General features: G+C 69.4%; 16 protein-coding genes. 11 read left to right on the top strand and 5 right to left on the bottom strand.

Annotated features, from left to right (window positions below):
* Positions 1-14 precede the first annotated feature (14 nt).
* Positions 15-440, top strand: coding sequence for a large conductance mechanosensitive channel protein MscL (gene mscL / locus RAC81_RS10650; protein WP_341933798.1), 426 nt, complete (start codon positions 15-17; stop codon positions 438-440).
* Between the two features lie 25 nt (positions 441-465).
* Here the strand turns inward: mscL and RAC81_RS10645 are convergent, their stop codons facing one another.
* Both RAC81_RS10645 and RAC81_RS10640 read right to left on the bottom strand, forming a co-directional pair.
* Positions 466-678 carry a hypothetical protein gene (locus tag RAC81_RS10645; RefSeq protein ID WP_375082317.1) on the bottom strand — a complete coding sequence of 71 codons (213 nt, stop codon included), beginning with the start codon at positions 676-678 and terminating at the stop codon, positions 466-468.
* Entirely contained in the window at positions 671-4366 is a 3696-nt protein-coding gene (locus RAC81_RS10640) for an AAA family ATPase (protein WP_375082316.1), read from the bottom strand. Before RAC81_RS10640 ends, RAC81_RS10645 begins: the two co-directional genes overlap by 8 nt.
* Before the next feature lie 219 nt (positions 4367-4585).
* Between RAC81_RS10640 and RAC81_RS10635 the strand changes: the two genes are divergently transcribed.
* Entirely contained in the window at positions 4586-5101 is a 516-nt protein-coding gene (locus tag RAC81_RS10635) for a methylated-DNA--[protein]-cysteine S-methyltransferase (RefSeq protein WP_375082315.1), read from the top strand.
* Positions 5102-5203: 102 nt separating this feature from the next.
* Here RAC81_RS10635 and RAC81_RS10630 read toward each other — a convergent pair whose 3' ends face one another.
* Together RAC81_RS10630 and RAC81_RS10625 are read right to left on the bottom strand one after the other, a co-directional pair.
* Positions 5204-6841 carry a cation acetate symporter gene (locus RAC81_RS10630; RefSeq protein WP_375082314.1) on the bottom strand — a complete coding sequence of 546 codons (1638 nt, stop codon included), beginning with the start codon at positions 6839-6841 and terminating at the stop codon, positions 5204-5206.
* Positions 6838-7185 carry a DUF485 domain-containing protein gene (locus RAC81_RS10625; RefSeq protein ID WP_375082313.1) on the bottom strand — a complete coding sequence of 116 codons (348 nt, stop codon included), beginning with the start codon at positions 7183-7185 and terminating at the stop codon, positions 6838-6840. The genes RAC81_RS10630 and RAC81_RS10625 overlap by 4 nt, the downstream gene beginning before the upstream one ends.
* A gap of 109 nt (positions 7186-7294) precedes the next feature.
* Here RAC81_RS10625 and RAC81_RS10620 point away from each other — a divergent pair, with 109 nt between their 5' ends.
* Together RAC81_RS10620 and RAC81_RS10615 are read left to right on the top strand one after the other, a co-directional pair.
* Positions 7295-8152, top strand: a complete 858-nt coding sequence (locus RAC81_RS10620) for a LuxR C-terminal-related transcriptional regulator (RefSeq protein WP_375082312.1) — start codon at positions 7295-7297, stop codon at positions 8150-8152.
* 89 nt (positions 8153-8241) lie between these two features.
* On the top strand, positions 8242-8589 hold the full coding sequence (locus tag RAC81_RS10615) for an Lsr2 family protein (protein WP_375082311.1): 348 nt from the start codon (positions 8242-8244) through the stop codon (positions 8587-8589).
* A 3-nt stretch (positions 8590-8592) separates the two neighbouring features.
* On the opposite strand, the gene RAC81_RS10610 is transcribed toward RAC81_RS10615, so the two are convergent.
* A complete protein-coding gene (locus tag RAC81_RS10610; RefSeq protein ID WP_375082310.1) occupies positions 8593-9234 on the bottom strand; it encodes a MarR family winged helix-turn-helix transcriptional regulator in 642 nt (213 codons plus the stop codon).
* A 77-nt stretch (positions 9235-9311) separates the two neighbouring features.
* Between RAC81_RS10610 and idi the strand changes: the two genes are divergently transcribed.
* The 7 genes from idi to RAC81_RS10575 are packed head-to-tail and all read left to right on the top strand — an operon-like array spanning position 9312 to position 14969.
* Positions 9312-9833: an isopentenyl-diphosphate Delta-isomerase gene (gene idi, locus RAC81_RS10605; RefSeq protein ID WP_375082309.1), complete on the top strand. Its 522-nt coding sequence runs from the start codon at positions 9312-9314 to the stop codon at positions 9831-9833.
* Positions 9830-10915: a polyprenyl synthetase family protein gene (locus tag RAC81_RS10600; RefSeq protein ID WP_375082308.1), complete on the top strand. Its 1086-nt coding sequence runs from the start codon at positions 9830-9832 to the stop codon at positions 10913-10915. Before idi ends, RAC81_RS10600 begins: the two co-directional genes overlap by 4 nt.
* A complete protein-coding gene (locus RAC81_RS10595) occupies positions 10912-11817 on the top strand; it encodes a phytoene/squalene synthase family protein (RefSeq protein WP_375082307.1) in 906 nt (301 codons plus the stop codon). The genes RAC81_RS10600 and RAC81_RS10595 overlap by 4 nt, the downstream gene beginning before the upstream one ends.
* Positions 11814-13409, top strand: a complete 1596-nt coding sequence (gene crtI, locus RAC81_RS10590; protein WP_375082306.1) for a phytoene desaturase family protein — start codon at positions 11814-11816, stop codon at positions 13407-13409. The genes RAC81_RS10595 and crtI overlap by 4 nt, the downstream gene beginning before the upstream one ends.
* Entirely contained in the window at positions 13409-13753 is a 345-nt protein-coding gene (locus RAC81_RS10585; protein ID WP_375082305.1) for a lycopene cyclase domain-containing protein, read from the top strand. Before crtI ends, RAC81_RS10585 begins: the two co-directional genes overlap by 1 nt.
* Positions 13750-14094: a lycopene cyclase domain-containing protein gene (locus RAC81_RS10580; RefSeq protein ID WP_375082304.1), complete on the top strand. Its 345-nt coding sequence runs from the start codon at positions 13750-13752 to the stop codon at positions 14092-14094. The genes RAC81_RS10585 and RAC81_RS10580 overlap by 4 nt, the downstream gene beginning before the upstream one ends.
* Positions 14091-14969, top strand: a complete 879-nt coding sequence (locus RAC81_RS10575) for a prenyltransferase (protein ID WP_375082303.1) — start codon at positions 14091-14093, stop codon at positions 14967-14969. Before RAC81_RS10580 ends, RAC81_RS10575 begins: the two co-directional genes overlap by 4 nt.
* Positions 14970-15048 lie beyond the last annotated feature (79 nt).

Raw genomic sequence — 15048 nt, 5'->3', positions numbered from 1 at the left:
ATCGGAGAACTCTCATGCTCAAAGGCTTCAAGGACTTCCTGCTCCGCGGCAACGTGATCGACCTGGCCGTCGCCGTCGTGATCGGCACCGCGTTCACGGCCATCGTCACCGCCGTCGTGAACAGCCTCATCAACCCGCTCGTCGCCCTCTTCTTCGAGGCCGACGCCGCCGGCGAGTTCGGCCCCACCGTCACCAATATCTACGGCAACAAGGTCACCTTCCCGCTCGGCGACCTGATCTCGGCGCTGATCAGCTTCCTCGCCGTGGCCGCCGTGGTGTACTTCGTCTTCGTGCTCCCCATGAACACCTTCAAGGCCCACGTCGAAGCGCGCAAGGGCACTCCGGCCGAGGAGCCGCAGGAGGAGCCGGCCGCCGCGACCGAGACCGAGCTGCTCATCGAGATCCGCGACCTGCTCGCGCGCAACAGCGCCCGCGAGTGATCTCCATCGGGCGGCGACCCGTCGCTCAGTAGTGCGGCGGCACGTCGCCGAGCATCCGCTCGTCGTTCGGACCCTTCGGCCCCTGCGGAGCGGATGCCGGTGGCTGCCGCCGCTCCGGCGTCTCCGGCGCCGGGTCGGATCCGCGCACGGGCGTCAGCCGCGCACGACGGGAGCCCGGGACGCGAACGACCTTCTGTCGCTGCTCGCGCTGTCCGTCGTGGTCGGCTTCCTCAGCCATTGCGCGGGTCGACGATGTCGATCGGCTGCGTGTCGTCCTCGGCGCGCGGAGCCGACGGCGAGATGCCGAGGACTCCGGCGATACGGGTCGCCGCGGTGACCGGGTCGCTGTAGAGATCGAAGGCGTGCACGCGTACGTAGTGCCAGCCGAGTCGGCGGAGCACGTGCGGCCCCAGCCGCAGGGTCTCGCGCAGCGACTCGCCCCGGGTCTCGGGGTCGCACTCGATGACGACGGCCTTGCCGCCGTGCTGCGCGACGAGCGGCAGCAGGCCGCGGTAGTCGACGTCGACCGCCGCGCCGAGACGGCGGAGCTCGCGCGCGAGAGCGAGGGTCAGCGGATCGGCGAGGTCCTCCAGGCGGGCGTCGCGTCCGCGCGAGGCGAGGCCGCCGAGGATCGACATGAGCGTCGCCGCGCCGTACTCCAGGCGCCCGTCGTCGAAAGCCGACGGGCGGATCGACGACACGATCACCATGGACCGCCGAGCGCGGGTCATCCCCACCGTCAGCAGCCGCTCGCCGTCGGGCGTCGACAGGTCGCCGAAGTCGCTGAGGACCCGGCCGTGCTTCGTGAGGCCGAAGCCGAGCGACAGGATGACCCGGTCGCGACTCTCCGCCACGGACTCCTCGAGCGTGAGCACGGCGAAGGGCTCCGCGGTGTCGCGACCGACGAAGTCGGCGACGTCGGAGCGCCCGGCGAACGCCGAGGTCACGGCGGCACGCACGCGCTCGGCGTGACGCCGGCTGGCCGTGACGACCATGAGCGACTCCTCCGGGCGGTGCACGGCGTGCTCCACGACCAGGGTCACCACACGGGCGACCTCGGCGTCGGGGCTCTCGACCGCGCCCGAGATCGGATCGGGGGCGCCGGTGCCGCCCTCGACGTAGTCCACGGTCAGGCTGCCGCGTCCGAGGTACGACCCGGCCCACGGCAGCGACACGATCTCGCCGCCGTAGAAGGCGTCGTTGATCAGCTCGGCGAGATCCTCGCCGCCCGCGCGGTAGCTGCGCGTGAGCGTCATCACGGGAAGCAGCTCGGAGAGGCGCTCGAACACCGACACGGCGTCGAACGGCACCTCCGCCTCCCACGTCGCGTCAGGGTCGACCGCGACGTGGAACGGGGTGGGCCGCTGGGTCACCGGGTCGCCGAATGCCACCACCTGGCGGGCGCGCCGGATGGCCGGTGCAGCCTCCGCGAGGTTGATGGCGGCGGCATCCACCAGGAGCACGGTGTCGAACTCGACGGAGTCGGGGATCTCGGGTACCAGGTAGGGCGAGGAGATCCACACCGGCGCGAGCACGTCGACGAGCGTCGGCGCAGCACTGACGATCTCGGCGGTGGTCGAGCTCGCCTGCTTGAGCGCGCTGCGCAGGTGCTGCGACTGCTGCGGCTCGTCGACGATGGCGATCTTCCACTGGTTCGCGAGCTGCCACGCCAGCAGCGGCCCCGCCATCGCTGCGTGGGCCTCGTCGACGAGACGGAAGTCGCGCTCGAGACGGTCGACGACGGCGGTGTTCGCACCCAGCAGCGAGCGGTCGTCCTGCAGCGCTCGTTCGAGGAGCGACTGCCACCACGCGAACTCCAGCTCGTCGCCGACGCGGGCCTCCGACACGTGCCGCACCGAGAGTTCGGCCAGCAGGGGCTCCAGTCCGAGGTCGGCGAGACGGTCGCGCAACTGTGCGCGCTCGACGAGGTTGTCGAACACGTCGGACTTCGCGGCGAGACCCGCGAGCATACGCACCAGTCGCGCCACCGGAAGCGACGCCAGCGGCTCGCGACGGCCGAGGGCGGCGTCGAGCTCGGAGAGCTCGGCGGCGACGCGCTGCCACGACGAGTACACGTCGGCGAGCCCCAGGGGGATCTCCGGGGCGACCCCGGCCTCGACGCAGCGCTGCCACTGCGTCCGCTGCGCCTGGATCCGCAGCAGCGCCTCGTGCATCTCGGTGATGTGCACCCCGGGTCGCACATACTCCTTGGCGAGTCGGCGGAGACGACGGCGGTTCGCGCCGGACATGCCCGGAGAGTCCCGCCGCGACCCGTGCGCCTGGATCAGCTCGCCCAGGGGTCGCTCGAAGACGGTCGGGCTGAACCGGTCGAGGGTGTCGCGGATGCCCTGCAGGAGACGCAGGTACTCTCCCAGTTCGTCGATCGTCGAGAACGGGCGCATGTGAGTCTGAGCGATCAGGGCGTAGCCGCGCTCGAGGAGCGCGGGCACGCTGTCGGCGTGCAGACGCCCCGCCAGCTCATGCGCGGCTCGTGCGGCCTCGGTGCTCGTGAACGTGACGCCGTACCAGGGAGAGTCGTCAGGGCCGAAGCGGAACTCCCCGAGGCGTGCCGCCTGCGCGAGCGCGGATGCCGCGGCCGACCGATCCCCGGCGAGACGCCGCAGCGTCTCGGTGCTGAGCCGGGCGGTGGTGGACGGCGGATGCGGGAGCGACGCCAACCGCGTCAGGTGACGCGTCGCGTCCAGGACGGAGGCGTCGGTGCCGACGGCGGGCGCGGTGAGGGCGCGCCGATAGTCGCGCAGCACCGTGCGCAGCCGTACCAGCGCATCGTCGACGTCGCTGACCTTCGGCGCAGTGGCCTTCTCGTTCCGGCCGATGGCGCGGACGAGATCCCGCCGGACGCTCGCGGGCGAGACGGCCAGGCTGTCCAGGCCGATGCCGGAGAGGCGATGCCGCACGCCGTCGAGCGTCGAGCGCCGGGCCGACACCACGAGTACCCGCTTGCCGTTGCGCACGAGCTCGCCGAGCGCGTTGATGACGGTCTGGGTGCCGCCGGTTCCCGGCAGGGTGGCGACCGTCAGCGAGTGACCGGCGGCGATGCGGGCCAGCACGGCCTCCTGCTCGGCATCCGCGTCGAGGAGCAGGTTGTCGGAAGCGGGGGCGCGGTCGTCCGGACCCGTGTGGTGAGGCGCAGGGCGGCGCGCGGAGACCTGCTCGCGGTCGCCGACATGGCCGCCGAGCGCGTTGAGGACGACGTGATCGAGGTTCACGGCGTCGCGCGACATGGCCCCGCCGACGTCGGCGAACGTCGAGACGACGAGCCGCGGCGTCACGGAGAAGGTGTCGATCGAGCGGGTGATGCTCCGCAGGCTGTCGATCACGGGCTGCGGCTTGAAGATCCCGCCGTCGTAGGCGAGGGCGGCGAGCGCTGCGGCATCGATCGAGATGCCGAAGTGCTCGCGAGCGATACGGATGAGCTCGGGGTTGACCTCGAACGACCCCTGCAGCTTGAGCTCGAAATCGGAGTGGTGCCGGCGGATCGCGAGCGGGCGCAGGAGGACGGGGGCGGCGAAGTCCGCTCCTCCGATCCGCCAACCGGCCACGCCGACGGCAAGGTGCACGGCTTCGATGCCGCGCACCGTGCGCAGTTCGGTGTTCTTGGCGGTGATCCGCTCGGCGGCGAGGCGTGCGGTGCGGAGGCCGACCTCGTCGCGGAAGAGATTCGAGAGCAGCGTGGACTTGCCGGTGATGAACTGCGGCAGGCTGCCGGGGTGGGCTTTGGAGATGTCGATGCCCGATTCGACCGTGTCGCGGAACGTCACGAGCGGCGATGCTCCGCCGAGATCGGCGGCTTCGGCCCGCAGACGGGTGCGCTCGGCTTCGGCGGCATGCGCGACCTGCACGCCCGATGCCGAGTCGTGCAGCTCCCCGAGGGTCACCGAGGCATCGTTCGCTGCGTCGTCCACAGCCTTGCCTTCTCGTCGCCACACAACTCACACATTAGGCGCGACCCGCCGCGACCGCGGTATCCCTGGCGGGTTTCACGGCATTTCAGGCCTCGCGAACGGCTGCATGCTCCACTCACTCCTTCTGCACGCAGGGTCGGTGCCCAGATCGATCCACTGAAGCCGTCGCACACGCAGAACTCCTCCACGCGACAGACGAGAGAACGTCAGGATGGATCCATGACCTTCCGCTACGACTTCGCCCCCACGCCGTTCGGCGACGCGCTCGCGGTCTTCTCGGACCAGGGGATCGTGCGCTTCGACCTCTCCGAGGCGGCCGACCCTTCGGTTCCGTGGCTGCTCGAGAACGTGGCCCAGCAGTTGCAGGCAACCCCCGAACCCGACCCCGGTGCCGCCGACGATCTGGCCTCCGTCCTCGACGACTACTTCGACGGCGTACCGGTGCGCTTCGATGAGCATCTGCCGTTCGACTGGCGCCTGACCTCCGGTTTTGCGCGGACGGCGCTGCAGGTGATCAGCGAGATCGAATGGGGGCAGACGCTGAGCTACGGCGAGGTCGCGGTTCTGGCGGGGCACCCGGGAGCAGCCCGCGCCGTGGGCACCGCCTGCCGCCACACCCCTTTCTCGATCATCGTCCCCGTGCATCGCGTCGTGCGGGCGGACGGAACCCCGGGTCACTACGGCGCGCACCCCGAGCGCAAGCGGTATCTGCTCGACCTCGAATCCCAGGGGTGATCGCGGTCCGACAAGACGGCGTGGACCCCGGCGTGTAGGCCGCCGGGGTCCACGCGATCGCGGGCTGCGATCGACGAGCGATCGGTCAGGGCGCAGCGTCGGTCAGTGGTCCACTGCCTTCTCCGCTCCGAAACCCGTGAGCGAGCGCACCTCCATCTCGGCGGCGAGCTGCGGCGATTCCTTCGTCCTGCTCGTCACGGTGCCGAGCCAGCCGAGGAAGAAGCCGAGCGGGATCGACACGATGCCCGGGTTGTTCATCGGCCAGAGCACGATGTCGATGCCGGGGATCATCGAGGTCGGCGACCCCGAGAAGACCGGCGACAGCACGATGAGGATGATGGCCGCTCCGAGACCGCCGTACATGCTCCACACGGCGCCGCGGGTGGTGAAACGACGCCAGAAGAGCGAGAACAGGATCGTCGGCAGGTTGGCCGAGGCCGCGACCGCGAAGGCCAGTGCGACGAGGAAGGCGATGTTCTGGCCCTGCGCGCCGATGCCGCCGACGATCGCGAGGATGCCGATCACGACCACCGTGCGACGGGCTACGCGCACCTCGCCGTTCGGATCCGGTTCGACGGCGTTGCCCGCGGCATCCTTCTTCCCCTTCTGGATGACGTTCGCATAGATGTCGTGTGCGAAGGACGCAGCCGCGGTGATCGTGAGTCCGGCCACCACGGCCAGGATCGTGGCGAACGCCACGGCCGAGATGAAGCCCAACAGCACGGGCCCACCCAGGTACAGGGCGAGCAGCGGTGCCGCCGAGTTCGGTCCACCGGGGGCGGCGGCGATGACGTCGGCGCCCACCAGGGCGCCGGCGCCGTAGCCCAGCACGAGCGTCAGCAGGTAGAAGCCGCCGATGAGCCAGATCGCCCACACGACCGAACGGCGGGCCTCCTTCGCCGTCGGCACGGTGTAGAACCGCATCAGCACATGCGGAAGCCCGGCGGTACCGAGCACGAGCGCCATGCCCAGCGACAGGAAGTCCCACGGGTTCGCGCCGTACTGCAGTCCCGGCCCGAGGATCGCGTCGCCCTTGTCGGAGTTCGCTACGGCCGCCTCCAGGAGGGTGTTGAGGTTGAAGCCGTTGATCGCGAGCACCCAGATCGTCATGGCGAGTGCGCCGCCGATGAGCAGGAACGCCTTCACGATCTGGACCCAGGTCGTGCCCTTCATGCCGCCGATGAGCACGTAGACGATCATCAGCACACCGACGACGGCGATCACGATGGACTGGCCGACTCGGCCGTCGATGCCGAGCAGCAACGAGACCAGGCCGCCCGCCCCCGCCATCTGCGCGAGCAGATAGAAGAAGCACACCGCCAACGTCGTGATCGCCGCGGCCATGCGCACGGGGCGCTGCTTCAGTCGGAACGACAGCACATCGGCCATCGTGAACTTCCCGGTGTTGCGCATGAGCTCCGCGACGAGCAGCAGCGCCACCAGCCAGGCGACGAGGAATCCGATCGAATACAGGAAGCCGTCATATCCGTTGATGGCGATCGCCCCGCAGATCCCGAGGAAGGATGCGGCGGAGAGATAGTCGCCTGCGATCGCGAATCCGTTCTGCGGCCCGGTGAAGGAACGCCCGGCGGCGTAATAGTCCGCAGCCGTCTTGTTGTTCCGGCTCGCCCGGATGACGATGAAAAGCGTCACGGCGACGAAAGCGACGAAGATCGAGATGTTCAGGATCGGGTTGCTCTCGACGGCGAGCGATTCGCTCGCCGTGCGCACGGCGCTCATGCGTCACCCTGCGCCTTCTCGAGATCCTCGCGGATCTCGCTGGCGAGCGGGTCTAGCCGCCTATTCGCGAATGCGACGTATCCCATCGTGATGGCGAAGGTCGTCACGAACTGGCCGAGCCCGAACAGCAGGCCGACCGTGATGTCTCCCCACACGCGCTGCGCCATGAATTCCGTGGCGAATGCCGCGAGCAGGACGTACACGAAGTACCAGATGAGGAAGAACGCCGCGAGCGGGAAAATGAATGATCGCTGCGTCCGTTTGAGAGTGCGGAATCGAGAGGACTGCTCGACGGCGATGTAATCGATCGCTCCCGCCGGATCGGCCGTTGTGTGGTCGCTCATGGGGCCTCCTTGCCACATGTTCGTCGGCTCGCACGGGGGTACCGGGCGAGTGGTAGGGTCGACGCTACGAAACGGGGAACGGCGTCGTCACCCCCGAAAGTAGGTAATCGTGAGCGCTCCCACCGGGATGGAATCCGAGACCGAGCTCGTCGCCCGTGCGGTGCGCGAGCTCGCTCAGCGCACCCGGTTCCCCGTGGCCTTCGGCGGCCTCATCGACGAGGGCGTGGTGAGCGTCACCAGCATCGTCGGCAACCGCACTCACAGCCTCGACGGGTTACGGGTCCGGCCGGAGCGAGGACTCGGCGGACGCGCCATGATCGAGCTGCGTCCGCGCATGACCAACGACTACGGCTCATCGCAGCAGATCACCCACGACTACGACGTCTTCGTGCTCGGCGAAGGCCTCCGCACGCTGCTGGCGCTGCCGATCGTCGTGAGCGGGCGGCCGCGCGGCGTCCTCTACGCCGGAGCGTGGGATCGCGCGCCGGAGGGCGGCGTCACCACGGCTCCGGCGATGCAGGTCGCGCAGTCGGTGGCGGACGAGCTGCGGATCCGAGATGAGGTGACTCGTCGTCTGCGCGCTGTCGACCCGACCGCTGAGACTGTGGCCACGCCGCAGCGGGAGGAGCTGCGGGAGAGCTTCGCCGAGCTGCGGAGCATCGCCGCTGCCGTCGACGATCCCGACCTCCGTGCGCGGATCGCGCAGGTGGAGCATCGGCTGCTGACGCTCGCGGGCGACGCGGCGACGACCGTGACCGGGCCCGTTCCGACCGTGCATCTCTCCCGCCGTGAGACGGATGTCCTCGCCTGCGCGGCCCTCGGGGCGACGAATGCGGAGATCGCGCTGCAATTGGGCCTGCGAGAGGGAACGGTCAAGGCGTATCTCGGCACCGCAATGTCGAAACTCGATGCGTCGACGCGCCATGCCGCTGTGGCGAAAGCCCGCCGTTTCGGGCTGTTGCCCTGACGACGCCGCGCGCGCTTTTCACCCCCTCATTTGTCATCCGTGGTAATTCGCATTGTCTTCGTTGCGCCACGCCGGGTATCGTCTTTTCCATGGCGAAAAGAATTGTGCATCAACTGGTCGACGACATCGACGGCACCGTCCTGGAGGCGGGCGAAGGCGAGACCGTGCATTTCTCGTTGAACGGCACGGCTTACGAGATCGATCTGAACGACGATCACGCGAAGGAATTGCGAGCGGCATTCGAGCCGTACATCTCCGCGGGCCGGCGCGCGGGCGGCGGGTCCTCCTCGTCGCGTTCGACGGGTTCACGCAAGCGGACGTCGAGGAATCCCGAGGTCGCGGCCATTCGCGCCTGGGCGAATGACAACGGCTACAGCCTCTCGGAGCGCGGGCGGATTCCCGCCCCCGTCATCGAGGCGTACAACGCCGCACACTGAGTTTCAGTCGGAGGTCGCGTCTCCGGTCTGGGCCCATGGCTCATCCCGGAGCGTGATCTCCTGCGTCATGTCGGCGAGAAAGCGGATCACGACATCGCGCTCCTCGCGCGTCAATCGCGCGGCCGAGTAGAACCGCTTGGCCTGTTGCGCGCCCACCGTGTCCATCGCCGCCTGACGGGTCTCCGGGGTGATGGTGATCGCGAGCGCACGCCGATCGGTCGGGTGCGGCGCCCGGCGGATATGGCCCCCGCGCTCGAGTCGGTCGAGCAGCTTCGTCGTGGACGCCGTCGAAATCCCCAGGTGCGTCGCGATCCCTCCGGGAGTGGCGGTCACGCCCTTGTTCGCGCACACGATCAGATAGTGCAGCGCCCGCATGTCGGTGTCGTTGAGGCGCATGTACCGGCGTGAGGCGAGCGAGAGCTTCTGCTCGGCATCCCGAAGCTCGCCGATCGCCCCCATGAGCGCCGCGATCTGTCGGAGGTCCTCCGGCGCGACGCCACTGCGGTCGATCAGCGAGCTGCGCGGGTCGCTGGCCTCCACGTCGTAGATCGCGGCGTGCGCGAGCCCGTCCGCGGAGAAGCCGGTTTCATCGCGCACGTCCGACACGGCACCCTCGACGGGGCTGGCGGCGGATCGCTCGTTCATGTCATCATGCTACACAACATTGGAATCATGTTATGTTGATTATTAGCTAAGCTAGCGAAATCGAGGAGGTTTCCCAGATGGACGAGGTCACCCTCCTCTCCCCCGATGGCGTCGCGATCGGAGTGCTGGCCAAAGACGTCGTGCACACGACCGACACCCCGCTCCATCTCGCGTTCTCGTGCTACGTGATCGACGGCGACGGGCGCCTGCTCGTCACCCGTCGCGCGCTGTCGAAGCGCACCTGGCCCGGCGTCTGGACCAACAGCTTCTGCGGCCATCCCCGCCCCGACGAGACGATGCAGGACGCCGTCACGCGGCGAGCGCAGCAGGAACTCGGCCTCCGCATCACCGACGTCGCCGTCGTCGTTCCCGAGTACCGCTACCGCGCGGTCGATGCGAGCGGCATCGTCGAGAACGAGATCTGCCCCGTGCACATCGCGGTCGCCGACGGCGCGCTGTCCCCCGACCCCGACGAGGTGTCGGAGTGGGCGTGGGTCGACGCGGCGGAGTTCGCGACCGCCGTGGCGGCGGCCCCTTTCGCCTTCAGCCCGTGGCTCGTGGAGCAGCTTCCGCTCATGCGCGAGCGAGGGGCGGTATGACGATGACATCCGCGGCGATCCACGAAGACATGGGCACTCGGATCGAGGAAGCCCTGCGTCAGCGGTTCGTCCACCACAGCGCCGCCGCCGAGGCATACGGATCGGAGTTCGCTGCGCTGTGGCGCGCCGCAGCCGACCACTCGCTGGGCGGCAAGCTCGTCCGCCCGCGGTTGCTGCTCGACATCCACCGCGCCCTCACGGTCGGAGACTCATCGACTCTGGCTCCGGCGGCGGTCGAGGTCGCGGCGCACATCGAACTGCTGCACTATGCGTTCCTCCTGCACGACGACGTCATCGACGGCGACCTCACACGCCGCAAGCGGCCGAATCTGATCGGCGCCCTCGCGGCGAGCACGCCGGCCGCCACCGAGGAAGGCGCGCTGCACTGGGCGCGCTCGAGCGCCATCCTCATGGGAGATCTGCTCCTCACGGCCGCCGTCATGGGATTCGCCCGCGCCGATGTCCCCGCAGACGTGCGGTCACGCCTGCTCGATCTCGTCGAGGAGACCATCGTCGAGACGGTCGCGGGCGAGCACACCGACGTCGCGCTCAGCCACGGCATCGTCGCACCGGACCTCACCACGATCCTCAGCATGAGCGTGTACAAGACCGCGACCTACTCGTTCTCGCTCCCGCTTCGCGCGGCCGCGCTGCTCTCGGGCTCCTCCGCCTCGGCCGAGCGGACGCTGACGAGCGTGGGGCGGCACATCGGGCTCGCCTACCAGCTGCAGGACGACCTGCTCTGCGTGTTCGGCGACCATCGCGCGCACGGGAAGGATGCGTTCTCCGACCTGCGGGAGGGCAAGGAGACCGCGATCATCGCGTACGCACGCTCGACGGGCGCGTGGGACGACATCGCTCCCCGCTTCGGCTCGGCGGAGCTGAGCATGAGGGATGCCGAGGGCCTCCGCGACCAGCTGCGCGCCTGCGGGGCCGAAGCCTTCGTCGCCGATCTCGTCGGCGATCAGCTCGACGCCGTGCACACCTTGCTCGCCGACGCGCAGCTGACCGGTGAGATCGGAGCGGATGCCGCACACACGATCCTCTCGACGGTCTCCCGCCTCGAGGGTCGCCGCGCATGACCGCGATCCCGAGCGGGCAGGGCGACGAGAGCCTCGGCCGCTTCAGCCGCGCCGCCGACACGGCATCCACCGAGGTCATCCGCACGTACTCCACGTCCTTCGGACTCGCGACGAAGCTGCTCGGCGCTCGTCATCGTCAGCACGTGCGGAACATCTACGCCATGGTGCGGATCGCCGACGAGATCGTCGACGGCGTCGCCGCTCAGGCGGGTCTGGACACCTCGGCGCAGACCGAGGCGCTCGCGTCCTATGTGGCGGCGACGCATCGCTCGATGGCCGTCGGCTACAGCACCGACCTGATCCTGCACGCGTTCGCCAGGACCGCGCGCGAATGCGGGATCGGGGAAGATCTGACGCAGCCGTTCTTCGACTCCATGGCCGCCGACATCGCGAGCGCTGCCGACTTCACCGCCTACGACGCCGACGCCCACGAGCGCTACGTCTACGGATCGGCCGAGGTCGTGGGGCTGATGTGCCTGCGGGTCTTCCTCCGCGAGGAGTCGCGCACCGAGGCGGAGCTCGCTGTGCTCACCCATGGCGCCAGGCAGCTCGGCGCCGCCTTCCAGAACGCGAACTTCCTCCGCGACCTCGCCGACGACACCGATCGCCTGCAGCGCGGGTACCTCGGCGACTCGGGGCGCCTCACCGATTCCGACCGCGACGAATGGGTACGCACCGTGACCGTTCAGCTCGACGACGCCCGTCGATCGATCCCCCTGCTCCCGAAGGACGCCCGCGCTGCGGTGCGCAGTGCGCTCGCGCTCTTCGAGGCGCTCATGCGGCGAGTGGCCAGGACTCCGGCCGCGCAGCTGTACGAGCGTCGTGTCCGCGTGCCAGACCCGGTCAAGGCTCTGCTCGCCGCGCGGGCCGTCGCCGTCACGGCTCTGGAGCGTGACCGATGAGCCGCGTCGCCGTCATCGGCGGAGGAGTGGCCGGCCTCGCGGCAGCGGGCCTTCTCGCCCGCGACGGACACCAGGTGACCGTCTATGAGAAGAATTCGCGGATCGGCGGCCGGGCCGGCACGATCGAGCGCGACGGCTTCCGCTTCGACTCCGGTCCCTCGTGGTATCTGATGCCCGAGGTGTTCGACCACTTCTTCGCGATGATGGGGTCTTCGACCGAGGAGCAGCTAGACCTCACCCTGCTCGACCCCGGCTACCGGGTGTTCCAGGAGCCGGGCTCCGACGGCCCCTCCGCGCCGATCACGGTGCCCAGCGGCCGCGCAGAGGTCGCGAAGCTGTTCGAGGCGCGCGAGCCGGGTTCCGCTGCTCGTCTGGACGAGTATCTCGATTCCGCGCACCACGCCCGTGACATGGCCGAGCGGTACTTCCTGTACAACCCGTTCACGAAGTGGAGCACCCTCGCGACGAAGGAGGTGTTGGGCGCAGCCCCGCGTCTCGCGACCCTGCTCGGGACACGCCTGGAGTCCTTCGCCGCCCGGCGCTTCCAGGATCCGGTCCTGCGTCAGCTGCTCGGATACCCCGCCGTCTTCCTCGGCACGGACCCGCGCAGCGCGCCGGCGATGTACCACCTGATGAGCGCACTCGACCTCGACGAGGGCGTGAGCTATCCGCAGGGCGGGTTCTGGCGAGTCGTCGAGCGCATCGCCGACCTGGCCGAGCAGGCCGGAGTGACGGTCGTCAGGGATGCCGATGTGACGGCGATCCGCACAGAACGACGCTCCGGCACCGTCGCGGCCACGGGCGTCGAATGGCAGGATGCCGACGGCATCGCCCACGTCGCCGAGGCCGACATTGTGGTCTCGGCCGCCGACCTCCACCACACCGAGACCGCCCTGCTTCCGCCCGAGCTCCGGACGTATCCGGAGAGCTGGTGGCAGCGTCGCACGAGCGGCCCCGGAGCGGTGCTCGTGATGCTGGGCGTCCGCGGCGAGCTCCCGCAGCTCCCGCACCATTCGCTGTTCTTCACCGACGACTGGGACGCCAACTTCGACGCGATCTTCGGCGACAGCCCGGCGATCCCCTCCCCCGCGTCGACCTACGTGTGCCGGCCGAGCGCGACCGATGACAGCGTCGCCCCGGAGGGCCACGAGAACCTGTTCGTGCTCATCCCCATCCCCGCCGACGTCGACCTCGGCGGCGGTGGTTCCGACGGATCGGGCTCGCCGGCGATCGAACGTGCCGCCGACGAGGCGATCGACCTCATCTTGACGTGGGCCGGCATCCCCGACCTGCGCGACCGCATCATCGTGCGCGAGACGAAGGGGCCCGCGGACTTCCGCGACGACTACAACTCGTGGCGCGGAGGAATGCTCGGCCCTGCGCACATCCTCTCGCAGAGCGCGATGTTCCGCGCCCAGAACGTCTCGCGCAAGGTCTCGGGCCTGTACTACGCGGGCGGCACGACGGCACCGGGCGTCGGCGTGCCCATGTGCCTCATCAGCGCAGAGATCGTCCTGAAGCGCATCCGCGGCGACCACTCCGGCGGGCCGCTTCCGCTGCCGTCCGCCGCGCCCGTCGAGGACGCCGTGTGATGGGCGTCGTCTACCTCGCGAGCCTGCTCGTGTCGCTCGGCTGCATGCTCCTGCTCGACTGGCGGTTCCGGCTGTTCTTCTGGAGGGACGCGCTCTCGGCATCCGTCGTCACGGTCGTCGGCCTCGTGTTCTTCCTCGTCTGGGACGTCGCGGGCATCGCCGGGGGCATCTTCTTCCGCGGCGAGGGTGCGATCGCCACCGGCATCGTGCTCGCCCCCGAGCTGCCGCTCGAGGAGCCCGTCTTCCTGGTCTTCCTCGTCGTCTGCACGATGATCCTCTACACGGGCGCCGTTCGCGTCCTCGGCGTGCTCCGCCGACGCACCAGGGCGGAGCGGGCGTCATGACCTACCTGCAGCTCGCGGCCTGGTTCGTCGGTGCGGCCGCGATCGCCGCCGTGACCCTCGCCATTCTGACACCTCGCGCGCGGCGTCCGCGTGCCGCCGCCGTGGCGATCGCCGCCGCGGCTCTGATCGTGCTCACCGCGGTGTTCGACAGCATCATGATCGCGAGCGGGCTCTTTCACTACTCCCCCGATCACCTGCTCGGGGTGCACATCGGACTCGCCCCGCTCGAGGACTTCGCCTACCCGGTGGCGGGCGCGCTGCTGCTGCCGGCTCTCTGGGCCTTCCTGCGGGCTCGCCGGCACAGCGGCCGCGCCGAGGGCAGCAGGGAGGGTGACGCATGACCGCCACGACGCTCGGGAGCGACGTCCGCCAGATCGTGCTCTCGTCCAGGCCCGTCAGCTGGATCAACACGGCGTTCCCCTTCGCAGCCGCCTACCTGCTGACCACCCGTGAGATCGACCTCACGCTGGTGCTCGGCACGCTGTACTTCCTCGTGCCGTACAACCTCGCGATGTACGGCATCAACGACGTGTTCGACTTCGCGTCCGACCTCGCGAACCCGCGCAAGGGCGGCATCGAGGGAGCGCTGCTCTCCCCTCGCATCCACCGGGCGACGCTGTGGTCTGCCGCGGTCACCAACCTGCCCTTCCTCGTCTACCTCTTCGCGGTCGGCAACCCGGCATCTTGGATCTGGCTCGTCGTGAGCGTCTTCGCCGTGATCGCCTACTCCGCACCCGGTCTGCGGTTCAAGGAGCGTCCGTTCCTCGACTCGACGACGTCGAGCCTGCACTTCGTGACCCCGGCGATCGTCGGACTCGCTCTCGCCGAGGCATCCGTGACGCCGACGCTGGTGGTCGTGCTCGTCGGGTTCTTCCTGTGGGGCATGGCAGCGCATGCCTTCGGCGCGGTGCAGGACATCGCTCCGGACCGCGAGGCGGGCATCGGTTCGATCGCGACGGTCATCGGCGCGCGAGCGACGGTCCGCCTCGCGATCCTCCTCTGGGCGCTCGCCGGGATCGCGATGCTGTTCACCGCCTGGCCCGGTCCGCTCGCCGCGGTCCTCGCGGTGCCCTACATCGTGAACGCGGCTCCCTGGTGGTCGGTCACCGACGAGACCTCCGCCGGGACGAATCGCGCGTGGCGCCGCTTCATCGCCCTCAATTACATCGCGGGCTTCCTGGCGACGATGATCCTCATCCTCGCCTGGGTCTCCTGACCCGCACCCTCACGCCCACCGAGTTCCTCCCGAAGGGAAACCGATGTCCGATCCTGAGCACCCCCCGGCCCCGAGCGCG

The sequence above is a fragment of the Microbacterium sp. CR_7 genome, assembly GCF_041954755.1.
In the GTDB taxonomy this organism is placed as follows: Bacteria; Actinomycetota; Actinomycetes; order Actinomycetales; family Microbacteriaceae; genus Microbacterium.
Note: the sequence above shows the minus strand (reverse complement) of the source record. Positions and strands in the feature narration are given on the sequence as shown.